This window comes from Streptomyces sp. SAS_272 (assembly GCF_052543235.1).
In genome coordinates this window covers 47086-65986 of record NZ_JBMNDR010000041.1, presented here as the reverse complement: position 1 = coordinate 65986, position 18901 = coordinate 47086, and the positions used below count along the sequence as shown (strand labels likewise).

General features: G+C 73.5%; 13 protein-coding genes, 1 tRNA gene and 1 pseudogene. 2 read left to right on the top strand and 13 right to left on the bottom strand.

What is annotated here, in order from left to right; genetic code table 11:
• Positions 1–109: 109 nt before the first annotated feature.
• The 3 genes and pseudogenes from ACN6LD_RS23055 to ACN6LD_RS23045 form a co-directional block, all read right to left on the bottom strand.
• Positions 110–760: an IclR family transcriptional regulator gene (locus ACN6LD_RS23055; protein ID WP_057574434.1), complete on the bottom strand. Its 651-nt coding sequence runs from the start codon at positions 758–760 to the stop codon at positions 110–112.
• A gap of 488 nt (positions 761–1248) precedes the next feature.
• A complete protein-coding gene (locus tag ACN6LD_RS23050) occupies positions 1249–3045 on the bottom strand; it encodes a DEAD/DEAH box helicase (RefSeq protein ID WP_319195826.1) in 1797 nt (598 codons plus the stop codon).
• A 209-nt stretch (positions 3046–3254) separates the two neighbouring features.
• Positions 3255–4720, bottom strand: a pseudogene (locus ACN6LD_RS23045) (MFS transporter).
• A 259-nt stretch (positions 4721–4979) separates the two neighbouring features.
• On the opposite strand from ACN6LD_RS23045, the gene ACN6LD_RS23040 reads away from it, so the two are divergent.
• A tRNA-Cys gene (locus tag ACN6LD_RS23040) sits at positions 4980–5054 on the top strand.
• A gap of 225 nt (positions 5055–5279) precedes the next feature.
• Here the strand turns inward: ACN6LD_RS23040 and ACN6LD_RS23035 are convergent.
• From ACN6LD_RS23035 to ACN6LD_RS23000, 8 genes are all read right to left on the bottom strand, one after another.
• Positions 5280–6476, bottom strand: coding sequence for an SUKH-4 family immunity protein (locus tag ACN6LD_RS23035; protein ID WP_445044149.1), 1197 nt, complete (start codon positions 6474–6476; stop codon positions 5280–5282).
• A 253-nt stretch (positions 6477–6729) separates the two neighbouring features.
• On the bottom strand, positions 6730–6885 hold the full coding sequence (locus tag ACN6LD_RS23030) for a hypothetical protein (RefSeq protein ID WP_319193405.1): 156 nt from the start codon (positions 6883–6885) through the stop codon (positions 6730–6732).
• The gene (locus ACN6LD_RS23025; RefSeq protein WP_445044148.1) at positions 6882–9191 is read right to left on the bottom strand and encodes a xanthine dehydrogenase family protein molybdopterin-binding subunit; all 2310 of its coding nucleotides are present in this window, start codon (positions 9189–9191) and stop codon (positions 6882–6884) included. Before ACN6LD_RS23025 ends, ACN6LD_RS23030 begins: the two co-directional genes overlap by 4 nt.
• A complete protein-coding gene (locus ACN6LD_RS23020; RefSeq protein WP_445044147.1) occupies positions 9188–10933 on the bottom strand; it encodes a 2Fe-2S iron-sulfur cluster-binding protein in 1746 nt (581 codons plus the stop codon). The genes ACN6LD_RS23025 and ACN6LD_RS23020 overlap by 4 nt, the downstream gene beginning before the upstream one ends.
• Positions 10930–11823, bottom strand: coding sequence for an FAD binding domain-containing protein (locus ACN6LD_RS23015; protein ID WP_319193401.1), 894 nt, complete (start codon positions 11821–11823; stop codon positions 10930–10932). Before ACN6LD_RS23015 ends, ACN6LD_RS23020 begins: the two co-directional genes overlap by 4 nt.
• Before the next feature lie 237 nt (positions 11824–12060).
• Positions 12061–13680, bottom strand: a complete 1620-nt coding sequence (locus ACN6LD_RS23010) for a beta-N-acetylhexosaminidase (RefSeq protein WP_445044155.1) — start codon at positions 13678–13680, stop codon at positions 12061–12063.
• Positions 13681–13933: 253 nt separating this feature from the next.
• Positions 13934–14233 carry a DUF3039 domain-containing protein gene (locus ACN6LD_RS23005; RefSeq protein ID WP_069773379.1) on the bottom strand — a complete coding sequence of 100 codons (300 nt, stop codon included), beginning with the start codon at positions 14231–14233 and terminating at the stop codon, positions 13934–13936.
• Between the two features lie 41 nt (positions 14234–14274).
• On the bottom strand, positions 14275–14847 hold the full coding sequence (locus tag ACN6LD_RS23000) for a YqgE/AlgH family protein (protein WP_319193398.1): 573 nt from the start codon (positions 14845–14847) through the stop codon (positions 14275–14277).
• A 344-nt stretch (positions 14848–15191) separates the two neighbouring features.
• Between ACN6LD_RS23000 and murA the strand changes: the two genes are divergently transcribed.
• Positions 15192–16538, top strand: coding sequence for a UDP-N-acetylglucosamine 1-carboxyvinyltransferase (murA, locus tag ACN6LD_RS22995; RefSeq protein WP_319193396.1), 1347 nt, complete (start codon positions 15192–15194; stop codon positions 16536–16538).
• A 104-nt stretch (positions 16539–16642) separates the two neighbouring features.
• Here murA and ACN6LD_RS22990 read toward each other — a convergent pair whose 3' ends face one another.
• Positions 16643–16924, bottom strand: a complete 282-nt coding sequence (locus ACN6LD_RS22990) for an HU family DNA-binding protein (RefSeq protein ID WP_007382399.1) — start codon at positions 16922–16924, stop codon at positions 16643–16645.
• Positions 16925–17225: 301 nt separating this feature from the next.
• Positions 17226–18653 (bottom strand): NAD-dependent malic enzyme, encoded by a 1428-nt coding sequence (locus ACN6LD_RS22985; RefSeq protein WP_319193394.1) that lies wholly within the window; start codon positions 18651–18653, stop codon positions 17226–17228.
• Positions 18654–18901 lie beyond the last annotated feature (248 nt).

The following is an 18901-nucleotide window of genomic DNA, read 5'->3' as shown; positions in this document are numbered from 1 at the left end:
GTCGGAGTACGGGCGGTGCGGCCGGAGTACGGGCGGTGCGGGCGGTGCGGCCGGAGTGCGGGTCGCGCGGCCGGAACCGGGCGGCGGGGGTCGCGCGACCCGGCTGCGGTCAGCGCAGCGCCTCCGCCACTTCGCGAGCCGCGTCCACGACGCGCGGGCCGACCCGCTCCGGCACGGCGTCGGCCAGCATCACCACGCCCACGCTGCCCTCGACGCCGGTCACGCCCAGCAGCGGGGCGGCCGCGCCGCTCGCGCCGGCCTCCAGCTCACCGTGCGTCAGCGTGTAGCCGGGCTCGTCCGCGTGCCGCGCCGTCTTCTGGCGGGCGGAGAGGATGGCCCGGCCGGCCGCCCCCCGGTCCAGCGGATGCCGGAACCCGGCCCGGTAGGCCACGTGGTAGTCGGTCCAGGTCGGCTCGACGACGGCGACGGCGAGCGCCTCCGTCCCGTCCACCAGGGTCAGATGCGCGGTCGCGCCTATGTCCTCGGCCAGCGAGCGCAGCGCGGGCAGCGCGGCCTCCCGCACCAGCGGATGCACCTGGCGGCCGAGCCGCAGCACCCCGAGGCCGACCCGGGCTCGTCCGCCCAGGTCACGCCGTACGAGCGCGTGCTGCTCCAGTGTGGCGAGCAACCGGTACACAACGGTCCGGTTGACGCCCAGTTTGTTGGAAAGCTCGGTGACGGTCAGCCCGTGGTCGGTGTCGGCCAGCAGCTTGAGGACTTTCAGTCCCCGGTCGAGCGTCTGAGAGGTCTCCGCGGTCACGACGCCCACTCCTTAAGTGGTGAGGTCGGCTGCCTCCGTCGCGGCGGGGGCGTCACCGAGTCCCGTCAGTGACGCGCCACAGAGGCCTCCGATCGACAGACGGGCCCGGCGTGTCCGGGCCCGGTCGCTTCACGGCTGCGCTCCGCGGCGGCGCTGCCACGGGGCGTGTGCGTAGCGGGACAGTAGCGAAGCCGGTTCGCTGAGCGGAAGGCTCCGTCCAGAATCCGGTCAACGGCCCGTGGGGATTACCTGCATTTATCCCGATACGTACGGAGCGTGGCAGCGTCGTATGCGCCCCTCGGGACGGACGGGGCCTGTGAGCCGTACGGGACCGCGGGGACGCGCCACCGCCGTCGCCGCGATCGCGACGGTCGCCGCCGTCGCCGCGGTCCCGGCGGGACTCACCTCTTCCGGGTCGCGCTCTCCAGCGCCCCGGCGACCGGACTCACTGCTCCGGGTCGCCCGCTCCAGGGCCCCCGCGACCGGACTCACTTCATCCGGGTCGCCCACTCCTGCACCTTGGCGATGCGCTGGCGCAGTTGTCCCGCCGTCGCCTCGGCGCTCGGCGGTCCGCCGCACACCCGCCGCAGTTCGGTGTGGATCACCCCGTGCGGCTTGCCGCTCTGGTGCACGTACGCGGCCACCATGGTGTTGAGCTGCTTGCGCAGCTCCATCATCTCCTTGTGCGAGACGACCGGCCGCCGCTCGGCGGGCAGCTCCAGCAGGTCGGCCTCGGCGTCCGGCCGCTTCTTGCTGTGCGCGATCTGCTTGGCCTGCCGCTTCTGCAGCAGCAGTTGCACCTGGTCGGGCTCGAGCAGCCCCGGGATGCCGAGGTAGTCCTGCTCCTCCTCGCTGCCCGGGTGGGCCTGCATGCCGAACTCGGCCCCGTTGTACGTCACCCGGTCGAAGACGGCCTCGGACTCCAGCGCCTCGAAGGCGAACTGCTCCTGCTCGCCGGTGTCCTCGTCCTGCTCGCGGTTCGCCTCGTCCATCTCCTTCTCGGACTCGGCGTACGGATCCTCCTCGCCCTGCTTCTTGGGCTTGTCGAGGACGTGGTCGCGCTCGCGCTCCATCTCCCCCGCGAAACCGAGCAGGTCGGGCACGGTCGGCAGGAAGACGGAAGCCGTCTCGCCGCGCCGCCGGGACCGCACGAAACGTCCGACGGCCTGGGCGAAGAACAGCGGTGTGGAGATGGTGGTGGCGTACACCCCGACCGCGAGGCGCGGCACGTCGACGCCCTCGGACACCATGCGCACGGCGACCATCCAGCGGTCGGTGCTGCCGCTGAAGTCGTCGATGCGGCTGGACGCGCCGGTGTCGTCGGACAGGACGAGGGTCGCCTTGGAACCGGTGATCTCCCGGATCAGCTTGGCGTAGGCGCGGGCGGAGTCCTGGTCGGAGGCGATGACGAGTGCGCCGGCGTCCGGGATGGCCTTCCTGACCTCGGTGAGGCGCTGGTCGGCGGCGCGCAGCACGCTCGGCATCCACTCGCCGCGCGGGTCGAGGGCGGTGCGCCAGGCCTGGCTGATCGCGTCCTTCGTCATCGGTTCGCCGAGCCGGGCCGCGATCTCGTCCCCGGCCTTCGTCCGCCAGCGCATGTTGCCGCTGTAGGAGAGGAAGATGACGGGCCGCACGACGTGGTCGGCGAGGGCAGACCCGTATCCGTAGGTGTAGTCGGCGGCGGACCGCCGGATGCCGTCGTCGCCCTCCTCGTACGTCACGAACGGGATGGGATTGGTGTCCGACCGGAACGGCGTGCCGGTGAGCGCGAGGCGGCGGGTCGCCGGCTCGAACGCCTCGAGGCACGCCTCACCCCACGACTTGCTGTCGCCGGCGTGGTGGATCTCGTCGAGGATGACGAGGGTCTTGCGCTGCTCGCTGCGGTTGCGGTGCAGCATCGGGCGCACTCCGACGCCCGCGTAGGTCACGGCGACGCCGTGGTAGTCCTTGCTGAGCGGTCCGGCGCTGTACTCGGGATCGAGCCGGATGCCTATGCGGGACGCCGCCTCCGCCCACTGCTTCTTCAAGTGCTCGGTCGGCGCGACCACGGTCACCTGCTGCACGACGTGATGGTGCAGCAGCCAGGAGGCGAGGGTCAGCGCGAACGTCGTCTTGCCGGCGCCGGGGGTGGCGACGGCGAGGAAGTCGCGCGGCTGCTCCTGGAGGTATCTCTCCATCGCCCCCTGCTGCCAGGCCCGCAGCTTGCCGGCAGTGCCCCAGGGGGCGCGGCCGGGGAATGCGGGCGACAGGTGGTGGGAGGTGGAGGTGGCGGCGGTGGTAGTCACGGTCTCCGGTTCGGGGGGTCGGGCTGCTCGTTACTCGGCTACGTATGACAACCGGGCCACCCTACCGGCGGCCCGGATGTCAACGCGCCGACGAGGCCGCGTCGCCCGCGGGTGGGACCCAGCTCACAACGTCCGCGCCGGCCGCGCGACCCCGTCGCCCCCGCTCCGCGCGCCGGACGCCCGCACCGATCGCCGGGCCGCAGGCCCCATCACGCCGGCCGCTCGTGCAGTCGGGTCGCCACCCAGGCGCCCGCGAGCGCCACAGCGGCCATCGGCAGGAACACGGCGGCGAAGGCGGCCGGGTGCGGGGAGCCGTCGGCGGCCGTGACCGCGTGCGCGACGCCGCCGCCGCCGAGCGCCGCGAAGGCCGCGCCCCCCGCGGCGAGCAGCAGCACGTTGGAGAGCCCGTCCGAGATCTGCAGGGCGGCGGAGTTGGCGCCGGCCTCCTCGCGCGCGGAGAGCTGCAGCAACAGCACGCTGGTCGAGGAGATGACGAGCCCCATCCCGAAACACCCGAAACCCCAGGCGACGGCAACGGTCCAGACGGGCACGGAAGCCACCAGGACGCTCGGCGCCGCGGCGATGGCGGCGGCCGCGAGACCATCCCGAGCGCGGTGAGGCGCTGCCGGTACGGCTCCGCCCTCGGCCTCGACTGCACCCACGACCCCAGCGCCCAGGTCCCTCCGCCGGCGGCGAGCGAGAGCCCGGCGAGGGTGGGGCTCAGTCCGCGCTGTGTGACGAGCATCAGCGGCACGAAGGACTCGGCGGCGATGAAGGACCCGGCGGCCAGGCCGCGCAGCAGCACGACGGAGGGCAGTCCGCGCGCCGCCCGCCAGGTGCCCCGCGGCAGGAGTCCGAGCACGGCGGGGACGAGCAGCGCGCACCCCGCGACGGCGGGCGCCACGGAGAGCGGCCGCAGATCCTGCGCGGCGTACTGCAGGAGTCCGGCCCCGAGGGAGATGCCGAGCGCGAGGCGTATCCGCCGCCGGTCGAAGGCCGCGACGGCAGTGCCCGCCACGGGTCCGCCCGCCCGACGCCGTATCTGGGGCAGCGCCAGCGCGAGCGGAAGCACGACGAGGGCGGGTATCCCGAGGAAGACCCAGCGCCATCCCAGCCGTTCGGTCACCGCGCCCGCGGCCAGCGGCCCCACCACCGAGGGCACGACCCAGCACGCGGCGAACGCGGCCATGATGGCGGGCCGCAGCCGCTCCGGATAGGCGCGTCCGACGACGACGTACAGCGCGACGATCACCAGCCCGCCACCGAGCCCCTGCACGGCCCGCCCGAGGATGAACACCCACATGGTCCCGGCGCTCCCGGAGAGCACGAGCCCCGCCGCGAAGGCCGCGATCCCGCTCGCGAGCGCCCCGAGCGGGCCACGGCGGTCCGACAGCTGCCCGGCGAACACCATCCCGAAGAGGCTCGTCGTGAAGTACCCCGAGAACGCGAACGCGTAGAGCGGCACCCCGTCGAGCTCCCGTGCCGCGACGGGCATGGCCGTGCCGACGGCGGTCGCCTCGAAGGCGATGAGCAGCACGACGGAGACGATGCCGATGCTGAGGGCGCGATAGGGACGTCCGAGGACGGTCTCGTCGGGGCCCGGTGACGTGTCGGGGTTCTCCGGCTCGGCGGGGGCGACGGCGGCGACGGCGTCACGGGATTCGAGGGCAGCCATGGCCGCCAGCGTAAGGTGCGCAAGCGATGTTGACCCCTGTCGGAAGACGGATCCTCGCCCGGGACCTCGGTACTAGGACCCGCCCCGCACCCGCCCCGCACCCGCCCCTCCACCAGCCCCCGGCCGCCTCCTGATCCGCTTTCATGAACGGCGTATGGCAGTCCCGTTGCAGCACCGGCCGGTTGCTTGAGCCCGGTCCGGTCCCGCCCGTACGGTCGTCACATCCAGTCCGGCGGGGCCGACGTCCCGCCACCGGTCTGACCGCGTGCCCGAGAGGCTCAGGGACTCGCCTGCAAAGCGAGTTACACGGGTTCGAATCCCGTCGCGGTCTCCAGTGCCTGACCAGGCAGAAGGAAAGGGCGGCGCCCCGGCCGGGGCGCCGCCCTTCCGTTCGTCCGTCTCAGTTCCCGTCCCAGTTCCCGTCTCGGTCGGCCGGAAGAGCGCGCCGGCCCCGCCCCGATCCGCCCCGCACAAGAAGACCGTCGTGCCCGGCGCGGTGACGGGGGAGAGCGGCGCCGCCCTGCCGGGCGGCCCGTGGTGCGTGGTGCGTCAAGGCTCGTCAGGTGGTTGCGGGAGTGGTTGTGGGAGCGGCCGGGGTGGCGTCGCAGGGGATCGGGCCGAGCGGGTGGACCCGGTCGGCCGCGGCCAGGGTGCGGGACAGCGTGTCGGCGAGCCGGCCGTAGGCCTCGGTCAGCTCGCCCACCGCGTCCAGGGACCGTTCGCGCGTCAGCAGCCAGAGGCTGAACGCGAGGGTCGAGATGTCGGCGTTGAGCGGACGCAGGGTGAGGCCGGGCGCGCTCCAGCTCAGCACCGCGCCCGTGGCGCCGTCCACGACGAGGCTGGTGTCCTCGGCGAGGCTCCCCAGCCGGATGAGGCGGTCGGCGTGCGCCGGAAGCCGGTTCCCGCCGCCTGCGCCCCCGCGGTCGTCGGCCCGGTCGTCGGCGTGGTGCTCGGCGAGTGTGCGCAGCGGCATGTCCGTCTCCAGCGAGAACGGGACGGCCTCCTCCGGCAGACCCGTCACGCGCAGGAAGCGCCGGGTCGGAGCGTGCGCGAGCGCGTCAGGCAGGTCGACGTCCTCGAAGCGGACGACGCCGGCGGAGCCGAACTCCTCCTCCAGCAGCCGGACCGGCAGGTCCAGAGCCAGGCCTGACGTCGTGACCGGGCCGGCCACCAGGGCCAGCGGACGGATCACCGCGGCCAGCTTCCAGAACAGCGCGGAGGCGTCGCCCGGGCCTTCGGCGCCCGCCTCGAACACCGCCAGCAACCGGCGGGAGGCCTCGGCCACCGCCTCCCGGCCGAGCCGGCCGGCGTAGCAGGCGAACTGGCCGCGCAGGGCCGCCAGTTCGTCCACGGCTGTGGCGCAGCGGAGCAGCTTCTCCAGGGAGGGGGCGAGCGGCGGGGCGTCCATCAGGCCGAGGCGGTCGTGGAAGAAGTAGGTCGTCGAGATCTCTCCCGTCATTCCGTCGAGCAGGGCGGACTCCACCTCACGGCGGCCGGCGGCCGGAATGCCGCCCGTCGCCTGCCGGTCGCGCGGCTCCGCCGGGCGGGCGTCGGGGTGGCCGCCGGCGTCCGCGATCGTGCCAGGAACGCCGGTGCGCGGCGCTTCGATCGTCATCAGGGCGCCGTCGCCCGGTCGGCCCAGCAGACCCGGGCCGGTCAGCCGGCGGCGGGCCGGGGCGGGTGCGACGTACGGGTTCAGCTCGGCCTCGGTGAAAGTGATCGTCGTGATGGCGGTGGTGGTCCTGGTCGTGCCCATCGGTCCCCCTGGCGGAAGTTGCGTGCGCCGTCCCACTGCTCCGCAGCCTATGCGGACCCACTGACAACGGCTCCGGCCAGCGGCGACGCCCGACCGCGCAGGGGGTTTCCGCCCGCAGCGCCGACACCGGTCCGCACCGGAAGACGTCACGCAGGCCCCGGGCGTTCCCTTTCCGCCCGGATCTCCCCGTCCCGCTCCGTGTTCACGGGGGCCGGTGCGCGCCCGTGAACACGGGGGCCTCGGTGCGCGCCCGTCACGTGAAGTAGACGCCGCCCAGCACGACGGCCAGCGCCGCCGTCACGAACAGGAGGATCCAGAGCAGCAGCTTGCCCGCGCTCGGCGGGGGTTCGTACTGCCGGGCTTCGGGCCGGGGCCCGCCCGTCGGATCGCCCGCCGCCGGGTCGCTCACCGGTCGGTCACCACCGCGGCCTGCGGCCTTATCGGGAGGCGGTTCACGGGGCGGCCCGTCGCGGCGCGGACGGCGGAGGCGATCGCCGCAGGCGAGGTGACGACCGGGACCGCGCTGGCCGCCTTCGCCCCGAACGGCGCGACCACGTCCCGCTCCTCGACCAGTTTGACGATCCGGATGTCCGGGGCGTCCAGGGCCGTCGGCAGAGCGTAGCCGGTGAGGTCGGGGTGGCGGATCAGGCCGCGGGGGGTGCGCAGGTTCTCGGTGAGCGCGATGCCCACGCCCTGCGTCACGCCCGCCTCGATGCGGGCGGCGAGCTGGGCCGGGTTCAGGATCCGGCCGACGTCCTGGGCGACGGCGAGTTCCACGACCCGCACCGAGCCCAGTTCGATGTCGACGTCCACGACCGCGCGGATCGCGCAGAACGCGAGGCCGACGAAGGCGTCGCCCTGGCCGGCCGCGTCCAGCGGCTCGGTGGGGTGCGGGCGGCACTGTGCGGTCGCCCACAGCTCCTTGCCGTGCATCTCCTCCGTGACGGTCGTCGACAGGACGCCGTCGTAGGAGGTGATCTTGCCGTCGGTGATCTGCAGCAGTTCCGTGGACATGCCGAACTTGTGAGCCAGCGGCTGGAGCAACTGCGTGCGCACCATCTTCGCCGCACGCTCCACCGCGCCGCCCGAGACCCAGGTGTGACGGCCCCGGCAGCCGGGCCCCGCGGGGGGCTGGTCGGTGTCCACGGGGGCCACGTGGACCTCGTCGACGCCCAGCGTCTCCTGGACGATCTGACGGGCCAGCGTGGTGAAGCCCTGGCCGGTCTCGACGGCCGCGCACAGCACCGTCGCGACGCCGTCCTGGACCTTCACGGTGGCGGTGGAGACCTCGTCGGCGCCCTCCGCGCCGAGCATGTGGACCATGCCCAGGCCGTAGCCGACGCCACGGCGCACCGCGCCCGGTTCGCCCGCGCCCTCGGGGCCGCCGGGCAGCAGCCAGTCCTCTTCGGGCGCGTCCTTGGGGAGTGACGGGAGGGGGAACTCCTGGACGGCCTGGAGGAGTTCGGCGACGGGGGCGGGGCAGGTCACCGTCTGGCCGGTCGGCAGGACGTCCCCGGTCGCCATGACGTTGCGCAGCCGCAGCTCCGCCGGGTCGACGCCGAGCTTCTTCGCCAGCTTGTCCATCTGCGCCTCGTAGGCGGCGCACACCTGCATCGCGCCCTCGCCGCGCACATGGCCCGACGGCGGGTTGTTGGTGCGCACCGCCCAGCCCTCGATGAAGGCGTTCGGCACGACGTAGGGGCCGCAGGCGAAGGAGACGGCGGCGGCCAGGGCCTCGGCGGAGGTGTCGGCGTACGCGCCGGCGTCCAGCAGGATCTGCGCCTCGACCTTCACCAGCCGGCCCTCGGCGTCGGCGTGGTGGCGGTAGCGCAGCAGCGTGGGGTGGCGGTGGGCGTGGCCGAGGAAGGACTCCTCGCGGGTCGCCGTGAGCTTCACCGGGCAGCCGGTTCTGAGGGCCAGCAGGCCCAGCGGGAGCTGGAAGCCCTGGTCCTCGCGGTCGGCGGTGGCGCCGGGCACGCCGGTGACGACGATCTTCACCCGTTCGGGGTCGAGTCCGAAGCAGGCGGCGGCCGTGTCGCGGTCGGCGTGCGGGTCGGTGGAGGCGAGGTAGAGCTCCACGCCGCCGTCGGGTCGGGGCACGGCGAGGCCGGCCTCGGCGCCGATGGGAGCGGGGTCGGCGCGCCCGATGCGGTACTGGCCCTCGACGACCACGACGCCGGCCGCGTCGGGGTCGCCGTGGTGCAGCGGGATGTGCCGGATCAGGTTGCCGTCGGGGTGCAGGGGCTCCGCCTCGAAGGCCTGCTCCGGGTCGATCACCGGGTCGAGCGTCTCGTACTCGACGATGACGGCCGCGGCGGCCATGCGCGCGGTGTCCGGGTGGTCGGCCGCGACGGCCGCGATGGGCTCGCCGTGGTGGCGGACCACCTCGGAGGCGAACACCGGCCGGTCCGCGGTGCCCCGGCCGTGCAGCGCGCGGCCCGGGACGTCCTCGTGGGTGACGACGGCCCGCACGCCCGGCATCTCACGCGCGTGGGACGTGTCGATGGACACGATGCGCGCGTGCGGGTGCGGTGAGCGCAGGACGGCCGCCCAGAGCAGGCCTTCGGCCCACAGGTCGGCCGCGTACGGGAAGGTGCCCTCCGTCTTGGCGCGCGCGTCGGCGGGCTGCAGGGACACGCCGAGGCCGTGCGGGGCCGGCTCGGGGGCCGGGGCGGCGTCCACGGGGGTCGTCGCGGTGGCTGTCTCGTTCGTCACGCCTGGCCTCCGTCCTGGCTCTGTCCGTATGCGGGGTCATGCGGGTGGGGCTGTGCCGGGTTCTCGAACGCGGACGCGTGCACGCCGCCCCCGCCCGGGCCGGCCTGATGGGGGATACGTGCTTCGTCGCCGTCCGTCTCGGCGTCGGCGTGCGCCTGGCGCTCGGCGACGACGTCCTGGACGGCCTGCAGGACGCCCCGGTAGCCGGAGCAGCGGCACAGGTTGCCGCACAGGGCCTGGCGGGCCTCCAGCTCGGACGGCGCCGGGTTGCCCTCGAGGAGGTCGTGCACGGTCATCGCCATGCCGGGCACGCAGAAGCCGCACTGCACGGCCCCGCAGGCGGCGAGTGCCCGCTGCACGTCCGAGGGCTGTCCGTCGACGGCGAGACCCTCGACGGTGCGGATCTCGCTGCCGGCGGTGGTGACGGCCGGGACCAGGCAGGAGGCGACGAGCCGTCCGTCCACCTGCACGTTGCAGGCGCCGCACTCGCCCTGCGAGCAGCCGTCCTTGGCGCCCGCGAGGCCGAGCCGCTCGCGCAGCACGTAGAGCAGGGACTCCCCGATCCACGCGTCGGCGACGGGACGGTCGGAGCCGTTGACGCGCAGTACGTAACCGGCGAGGGGGTGTTCCTCGTGGAACGGCGGCGGAGCGTCGTCGGCGCCCTCGTCGGCCGTCGGCTGCGGGTCGGAGGCGTGCGGGTCGGAGGTGGGGGGGGCCGGGGTCTGCGGGGCGTCGCCGGCGGGCGCGTCGTCGTCCGCTGCGGCAGGCTCGGCGGGCGGCTGCGCGGGCCGGTGGACGGCTCCCGCGGGGCCGTGGGCGGCCTCCCGGGCGGCCTCCGGCTTTCCGGACGTCTCGGCGGCCTCTTCGGCCTCAGCGGACTGCCGGGCGGTTCCGGCGGGGCCGTCGGCAGGCACCGTGTAGGCCTCGGCGGAGACTTCCGGGGCGAACCCGCCGCTCGGGTACGGATGCTCGCCCGCGTGCTCGGCGTCGGGGCGGACCCGGTCGGGGGCCGCGGCCGACGGGTCGTGCTCCGGCGCGAACGCGGTCCCGGTCTCGTGCGGGGAAAGGTGCGCGGGCGCGTGACCGTACGGCGCCGGGTCCGTCGCCCGGCGGTCGGCCGGAGGGGCCTCGTCGGCGGGCTGCGCCCACGGCTGGTGCCCCGCGCCGGACGGGTCCGTCGCCCAGGGTGCGGACGCGCCGCCGGGCAGGGTGGCCGGGGGCGTGCTGCCCCACTGCTCGACCAGGGACGACGTGGTGAACTCGCCCGATTCGTCGGGAAGGTCGCCGCCCGCGACGGGGATCGACCACTGGCCGGTCACGTCGTGGCCCGGGGCGGGCGCGGACTGCGGCGCGCCCGGGCCCGCCGAGGTGTCCTCGAACGTCCACTGGCCGGTCGCGCCCGGGTTGTACCTGAAGCGGTCGTCGCCGACCGTCTGCGGGGTGTCCTGCGCGACGGGCCAGTCGCTGCCGCCGGCCGGGGCCGCCCAGGTGGCGGCGTCGTCCGCGGGGGGCGCGACCGCTATCTGCGGCGGCACGTACCCGTGGCCCGGCGCGGCGAGGGGACTGTCGCCGCGGCCCGCGAGAAGGGCGTCGATGCCGCCCTCGGGGAGCTTCACGAACGCGGTCGCGCCGTCGTCGTAGTCCCCGTGGGGCAGCGGGTCCCAGCGGCCGACGCCCTGCGGCGCGCCCTGGTCCTGCCCGTTCTCCTGTCCGTGTCCGGGTCCCTGCTGGTCGTCGGTCACGACAGCGCCCTCCCCAGTGCTCGTCGGGCCAGTGCGGCGACGGTGCGCCGCAGGTGCAGTACGGCGGGCGGAAGTTCCGGCACGGAGCCGTCCACCTCGGGCGCCGGGTCGGGGATGCAGGCGGCGGCGACGTACTCGCCGAAGGCCGTGAGGGCCTCGGGGACGATCGCGCGCCCGTTGTCCCAGTCGATCAGCCGGGCGACCCACTGCTCGGCCTCGAGCGGCCGCAGCGGCATCGGCGCTATGGCGCCCACCGCGCATCTGACCCCGCGCCGCGCGGGGTCGAGGACCAGTGCCACGGAGGCGACCGCGCGGCCCGGGCCGGTGCGGCCGGTGGCCTTCAGGAAGACCTGCGGGGCGTGCAGCAGGGGCACGCGCACGTACCCGATGAGCTCGCCGCCGCGGAGCATCTCCATGCCGGCCAGCAGGTGCGACACCGGGACCTCCCGGCGGGCTCCGCCCGGGCCCGCGACGATCAGGGTCGCCTCCAGCGCGGCCAGCACGGGCAGCGCGTCGCCCGTGGGCGCGGCCGAGGCGACGTTGCCGCCCAGCGTGCCCGCGTTGCGGATCTGCGGCGGCCCTGCGGCGCGGGCGGCCGCGGCGAGCGCCGGGATCAGGGCGGCGAAGTCGGGGCGGCCCATGCGCGCGTGGGTGAGTCCGGCGCCGAGCAGTGCGTGGCCGTCCTGGTACTGCCAGCCGCGGATCTCGCTGATCCGGCCGAGGCCCACCAGGCCGGCGGGGCGCAGCTGACCCGAGTTCACGGCGGCCATCAGGTCGGTGCCGCCGGCCACGGGAACGGCCGCGGGCATGGCCGCCAGGGCCGCCACGGCGTCGTCCAGTGTCGTGGGCAGCGTGACGGCCTGCGCCGCCTGCGGTGCGTGCGTGCTCAAAACCGGCTGCCCCTTCCCGCTGCCCCACCTGGTCCCACCTGTGTTGCCGTACGGTACGTGCTGACAGGGCGGACGTGGCAACTCTGGCACATCTTCGCAACACCCGAGCGCGGGGGTCCGCTAGGAGGCATTCGCCCACCTCGTCGCGGAGATGGTCCGTTTTCACACGGCATCACCGGTGCGCGCGAATTGCCTCTCTTCGGTGACCCTGCCGGGGTTTCTCCGTGACGCACCGGATCACCGGTTCGGGGGCCGTCCCTCGATGGGCCGCCCGAGGACGCCGGGACGCCGCTGCCAGGGCCGGGGTCCGCCCGGCGGGCGGTAGCCGACGCCCAGGGCGTCGAGCCGCGCATAGTGGGCCCGCATCCGCCGCTCGAAGCCGGCGAAGTCCCGTTCCCGCGGCGCGGGCAGATCGCTCCAGGCGACCTCGGCGAAGGCGGCGAGGCGGGGGAAGGCCTGGTAGTCCACGCGCGTGTGGTCCTCCATCGCCTCGGTCCACAGGTTGGCCTGCGCACCGAGCACGTGCCGCGCCTGTTGCGGCGTCAACTCCGAGGGAACGGGCTCGAACCGATAGACGTCCTCCAGGGTGCGGACGTAGCCGATCGGCACAGGCTCGTCCGCCCCGGCCGCCTGCCGGTGGTCGAGGTACACCTGCTGCTCCGGGCACATCACCACGTCGTGCCCGGCCCGCGCGGCGGCGATCCCGCCCGCGTAGCCGCGCCAGGAGGACACGGCCGCCCCGTCCGCGAGCCCGCCCTCCAGGATCTCGTCCCAGCCGATGAGCCGCCGCCCGCGCGCGGCGAGCCAGGCGTCGAAGTGGCGGACGAACCAGGACTGCAGCTGATCCTCGTCCGCGAGGCCGAGTTCCCCGATGCGGGCCTGCGCGGCCGGTGAGCGCCGCCACTGGTCCTTGAGGCATTCGTCACCCCCGACGTGGACGAACTCCGAGGGGAACAGCTCCAGCACCTCCTCGAAGACTCCCTCGTAGAAGCGCAGGGTGTGCTCGGTGGGGGCCAGCACGTTCGGGTTGATCCCCCAGGTGTCCCAGACGGAGAGGGCGGTGGTGTCGACGACGTCGGTGTTGCCGAGTTCCGGATACGCGGCGATCGCGGCCTGCGAGTGGCCGGGCACGTCGATCTCGGGGACGACGGCGATGTGCCGTTGCGCCGCGTACGCGACGATCTCCCGGATGTCGTCCTGGGTGTAGAAGCCGCCGTGCGGCCTGTCGTCCCACAGCGGGGAGGCGCGGTGGCCGAATTTGGTGCGGGCCCGCCAGGAGCCGACCTCGGTGAGCCGGGGGTGCCTGCGGATCTCGAGCCGCCAGCCCTGGTCGTCCGTCAGATGGAAGTGGAAGACGTTGAGTTTGTGCGCCGCCATCAGGTCCAGGTAGCGCAGGACGCCGTCCTTGGGCATGAAGTGCCGGGCGACGTCGAGCATGAGGCCGCGCCAGCGGAACCGGGGGGCGTCCTCGATGGTCTGGTGCGGGACGCCGTACCCGGCCCCCGGCCGGACGGGGGCGCGCCGGAAGGCTTCCGGGCCGAGGAGCTGCCGAAGGGTCTGGGCGCCCCAGAAGACGCCGGCGGGGCCCCCGCCGCGGATCTCGACGCCCCGGTTCGCGACGACGCTCAGCCGGTACGCCTCGGGCTCCAGCGTGTCGTCCAGGCACAGCCGTACGCCGTCGTCGGCGTCCCGCGGTCCGGGCCGCAGGGGCAGGCCGAGCGCCGCGCCGAGCGTGGTGCGCAGCCAGCGTTCGGCGGTCTCGGCTCCGGGGGCGGCCCACAGGGTGGTGTCCTCGTCGAACAGGACACCGCGGCGCATGGGGCCCTCGACGGTGCGGGGCGCGGGAACGAGATCCATCGCAGACGTCACGTCAGTCCTTCGGGGCTCCGGAACCGCATTCGCGCAGGACCTCCGGTCGCGGCGGGCGCGACGGCTGCACTGCTCTGCACCACACACCGGAGGCTAGGGCCGGGAGATCGCCGCGACAAGAGGTCTGGACCAATCTGTGACCCCGGGCCCCGTCCGCGTGCGCCCCAGCGCGACGACGCACATGCCGAAGGCCCCCGAGACGCGCCGAAACGCGCCCTCGGGGGCCCGGAAGCTCCGCGGGCTACTTCTTGTCGCCGCCCTTGCCCTTGTCGTCCCCGCCGCCCGCCATGGACTCGAAGATCTCCTTGCACATGGGGCACACCGGGTACTTCTTCGGGTCGCGACCCGGCACCCAGACCTTGCCGCACAGCGCCACGACGGGCGTCCCGTCGAGGGCGCTCGCCATGATCTTGTCCTTCTGGACGTAGTGGGCGAAGCGCTCGTGGTCCCCGTCGCCGTGCGACACCTGCGGCGTCGGCTCCACGAGGGTCCCCGTCCCCGTGCCTCGCTGGGGCTGGGTCTCAGGCTCAAGAGTGCTCATGGGCCAAGCGTACTGAAGCCGGGCCGGGATGCTCACGTGCATCAGTTCAGCGAGGCGTCGTCCGGGTAGGTCGCGACCATCGCCAGGTCGTTGCGCTGGCGGCGCAGCACCTCGCGCCAGAGCCGTTCGGGGGACGGCGAGGAGACGTCGCCGGGCTCGGACTCCACGACGTACCAGGCGCCCTCCACGAGCTCGTTCTCGAGCTGGCCGGGCCCCCAGCCCGCGTACCCGGCGAAGATCCGCAGGGAGCCGAGAGCCGCGGCGAGGAGCTGCGGCGGCGCCTCCAGGTCGACCAGCCCAATGGCGCCGTGCACCCGGCGCCAGCCGAGCGGGGCGCCGTCGACGGCCCCGCCGCCCGGGATGACGGCGATTCCGAGGGCCGAGTCGAGGGAGACCGGGCCGCCCTGGAAGACGACGCCGGGTTCGCCCGCGAGCTCCGCCCAGTCCTCCAGGATGTCGCTGACGCCCACCGGGGTGGGCCGGTTGAGGACGACGCCGAGCGAGCCCTCCTCGTCGTGGTCGAGGAGGAGCACCACCGCACGGTCGAAGTTCGGGTCCGCCAGGGCGGGCGTGGCCACGAGCAGCCGCCCTGTGAGCGAGGACACCTCGGTCATGCCAGACATGATCCCGCATCTTCCCGCGGAGTGGGGAGGCAATGCCGGGTCCGAGGGTGTGCGCGACGGAACGAGGAGGTGCGAGCCGGTGGGACGTCGGCCGAGGGGGCGGCGGGAGCCGGACGGGCGCACGGACGCGGACCGGGCGCACGCGCCGCACGGACGGGCGGCGGTGACCTTGTGTGCCCGCCGGGGAACCGTTCGTGTTGTGACACAGCCATGACGATCCTGAGGCGTCCTCGGGCTTACGGCACAGGGGCCGACGGCGATTACTCTGTTTCATCTGGCCCTGCCCCCACCCCAACGGCCCTGCCCTGATCCACCATCCATGGAACGCGAGACACATGACCGTCAACGGCTCTGACGACGTACTGCTTGTCCACGGCGGCACCCCGCTCGAGGGCGAGATCCGGGTCCGCGGTGCGAAGAACCTCGTACCCAAGGCCATGGTCGCCGCCCTGCTGGGCAGTGAGCCGAGCCGGCTGCGCAACGTCCCGGACATCCGTGACGTGCGGGTCGTGCGCGGTCTGCTGCAACTGCACGGGGTGACGGTCCGTCCGGGCGAGGAGCCGGGCGAGCTGGTGCTGGACCCGACCTACGTCGAGAGCGCCAACGTCGCCGACATCGACGCCCACGCGGGCTCCAGCCGGATCCCGATCCTCCTCTGCGGTCCGCTGCTGCACCGTCTCGGCCACGCCTTCATCCCCGGCCTCGGCGGGTGCGACATCGGCGGGCGGCCCATCGACTTCCACTTCGAGGTGCTGCGGCAGTTCGGCGCGACGATCGAGAAGCGGGAGGACGGGCAGTACCTGGAGGCGCCGCGCCGGCTGCGCGGCACGAAGATCCGGCTGCCGTACCCGTCGGTCGGCGCGACCGAGCAGGTGCTGCTGACGGCCGTCCTGGCGGAGGGCGTCACCGAGCTCTCGAACGCGGCCGTGGAGCCGGAGATCGAGGACCTCATCTGCGTGCTGCAGAAGATGGGCGCCATCATCGCGATGGACACCGACCGCACCATCCGCGTCACCGGCGTCGACAAGCTCGGCGGCTACAACCACGCGGCGCTGTCGGACCGTCTGGAGGCCGCGTCCTGGGCGTCGGCGGCGCTGGCGACCGAGGGCAACATCTACGTCCGCGGGGCCCAGCAGCGCTCGATGATGACGTTCCTGAACACCTACCGCAAGGTCGGCGGCGCCTTCGAGATCGACGACGAGGGCATCCGCTTCTGGCACCCGGGCGGCAACCTGAAGTCCATCGCGCTCGAGACGGACGTGCACCCCGGCTTCCAGACCGACTGGCAGCAGCCGCTGGTCGTCGCCCTCACCCAGGCCACCGGCCTGTCGATCGTCCACGAGACGGTCTACGAGTCCCGGCTGGGCTTCACCTCGGCGCTCAACCAGATGGGCGCCCACATCCAGCTCTACCGCGAGTGCCTCGGCGGCTCCGACTGCCGCTTCGGGCAGCGCAACTTCCTGCACTCCGCGGTCGTGTCGGGCCCCACGAAGCTCCAGGGCGCCGATCTGGTCATCCCCGACCTGCGCGGCGGCTTCTCGTACCTGATCGCCGCCCTCGCGGCCCAGGGCACCTCCCGCGTGCACGGCATCGACCTCATCAACCGCGGCTACGAGAACTTCATGGAAAAGCTGGTCGAGCTCGGCGCGAAGGTGGAACTGCCGGGCAAGGCACTCGGCTGACCGACCCGCTGTCCGCGTACGACGATGGGGCGGCTCCCCTAAGGGGAGCCGCCCCATTCGCGTTGCTGAGCCTCGTACGCAGATCCCGTCGCGTACGCGAAGGCCTACTTGCCCTTGGCGGCTTCCTTGAGCTTGCTGCCCGCGGACACCTTGACGCTGTAGCCGGCCGGGATCTGGATCGGGTCACCGGTCTGCGGGTTGCGCGCCGTGCGAGCGGCACGGTGGGTGCGCTCGAAGGTCAGGAAGCCGGGGATGGTGACCTTCTCGTCGCCCTTGGCGACGATCTCGCCGACGGTCTCGGCGAACGCGGCCAGAACGGCGTCGGCGTCCTTACGGGTCACCTCGGCGCGGTCGGCCAGCGCGGCCACCAGCTCACTGCGGTTCATGTTGTTACTCCCGTGTTCTTCTTGCCGTTGAGGCGTGCCACGCGGCAGAGCCGCCTGTGGGGCACAGCGAAGTCGTTGTGCTCGCGCCCAGGGACGCATCCTGCCCCTACCTGCGGCGGGAAAGCCAATCCGGCACCCGCTCGGAGTCGTGAGACAACCCTTGGGAGTCACACGAGAGCGCTCGGCTCGGGCGCAACCCTAGAGGGCCGTCCACGGCGCGACGTTCCACGACGCGCCGATGCGGGGGCCGTCGTGGCGATCGTCACAGACCGCCCGGGCCCCCGCGTGCTGCCCGACAAGCCTACAAAGGCTGCGGAGCCGACGCGCCGGCGGCCTTGGCGGCCTCGCGCACCGCGCCCGCCACCGCGCCCGCGACCTTGTCGTTGAAGACGCTCGGGATGATGTAGTTCGCGTTGAGCTCGTCCTCGCTCACGACGTTCGCGAGGGCCTTCGCGGCCGCGAGCATCATCTCCGTGTTGACGGTGCGGGACTGCGCGTCCAGCAGACCGCGGAAGACGCCCGGGAAGACCAGCACGTTGTTGATCTGGTTGGGGAAGTCGGAGCGGCCGGTGGCCACGACCGCCGCCGTCAGACGGGCGACCGCCGGGTCGACCTCGGGGTCGGGGTTCGCGAGCGCGAACACGATGGAGCCCTCGGCCATCGCGGCCACGTCGTCGCCGTCGAGGACGTTCGGGGCGGAGACGCCGATGAAGACGTCCGCGCCGCGCACGGCCTCCTTCAGCGTGCCGGTGAGGCCCTCGGGGTTGGTGTTGTCGGCGATCCAGCACAGGGCCGAGTCGGGGGCCGCGTCGACGAGGTCCGGGCGGTCGGCGTGGACCACGCCGTGGATGTCGGCGACGACCGCGTTCTTGACCCCGGCGGCGAGCAGCAGCTTGAGGATGGCGGTGCCGGCCGCACCCGCGCCCGACATGACCACGCGCACGTCGCCGATGCCCTTGCCCACGACGCGCAGGGCATTGGTGAGGGAGGCGAGGACGACGATCGCGGTGCCGTGCTGGTCGTCGTGGAAGACGGGGATGTCGAGGGCCTCGCGCAGCCGGGCCTCGATCTCGAAGCAGCGGGGGGCGGAGATGTCCTCGAGGTTGATGCCCGCGAAGCCGGGGGCGATCGCCTTGACGATCTCGACGATGGCGTCGGTGTCCTGGGTGTCCAGGCACAGCGGCCAGGCGTCGATCCCGGCGAACCGCTTGAAAAGGGCCGCCTTGCCCTCCATGACCGGCAGCGCGGCCTTCGGGCCGATGTTGCCGAGGCCCAGCACGGCGGAGCCGTCCGTCACGACCGCAACGGAGTTGCGCTTGATGGTGAGGCGGCGGGCGTCCTCGGGGTTCTCGGCGATCGCCATGCAGACGCGGGCCACGCCCGGCGTGTAGATCATCGAGAGGTCGTCGCGGTTGCGGATGGGGTGCTTGGACGCCATCTCGATCTTGCCGCCGAGGTGCATCAGGAACGTACGGTCGGAGACCTTGCCGAGGGTGACGCCCTCGATGCCGCGCAGCTGCTCGACGATCTCGTCGGCGTGCGACGTGGAGGTGGCGGCGATGGTGACGTCGATGCGGAGCTTCTCGTGGCCGGACGCCGTGACGTCGAGGCCGGTCACCGAGCCTCCGTGGGACTCGACGGCCCCGGTGAGCTGGGAGACCGCGGTGCCGCTCGCGGGCACCTCCAGCCGGACCGTCATCGAGTAGGAGACGCTGGGCGCCGTTGCCATGGCCGACTTCCTCTGCACTGCTGGGTCGCGGGATTGCGGTCCGATCGTCGCACCTACCGACGAGTACGGGAAAGCCGCCCCGAATTGCGATCGTTTTGTTCTCAATGAACGGGGCGGGCGCGGCCGTCAGCGGGTGGGCGCGGCCCGGCCCCGCACAGGAAAGAGGCCCGCATCACAGGTGATGCGGGCCTCTCCCCTCGTTCATGACACCGGCCCGCCATGCTCGCCTCGCGGCAAGTGGTCGCTCG

Coding starts and splice junctions, on each gene's coding strand:
- murA (WP_319193396.1), top strand. CDS start 15,192: ATGACCGTCAACGGCTCTGACGACGTACTGCTTGTCCACGGCGGCACC.
- ACN6LD_RS23000 (WP_319193398.1), bottom strand. CDS start 14,847: ATGACCGAGGTGTCCTCGCTCACAGGGCGGCTGCTCGTGGCCACGCCC.
- ACN6LD_RS23010 (WP_445044155.1), bottom strand. CDS start 13,680: ATGGATCTCGTTCCCGCGCCCCGCACCGTCGAGGGCCCCATGCGCCGC.
- ACN6LD_RS22985 (WP_319193394.1), bottom strand. CDS start 18,653: ATGGCAACGGCGCCCAGCGTCTCCTACTCGATGACGGTCCGGCTGGAG.
- ACN6LD_RS23035 (WP_445044149.1), bottom strand. CDS start 6,476: ATGGGCACGACCAGGACCACCACCGCCATCACGACGATCACTTTCACC.
- ACN6LD_RS22990 (WP_007382399.1), bottom strand. CDS start 16,924: ATGAACCGCAGTGAGCTGGTGGCCGCGCTGGCCGACCGCGCCGAGGTG.
- ACN6LD_RS23005 (WP_069773379.1), bottom strand. CDS start 14,233: ATGAGCACTCTTGAGCCTGAGACCCAGCCCCAGCGAGGCACGGGGACG.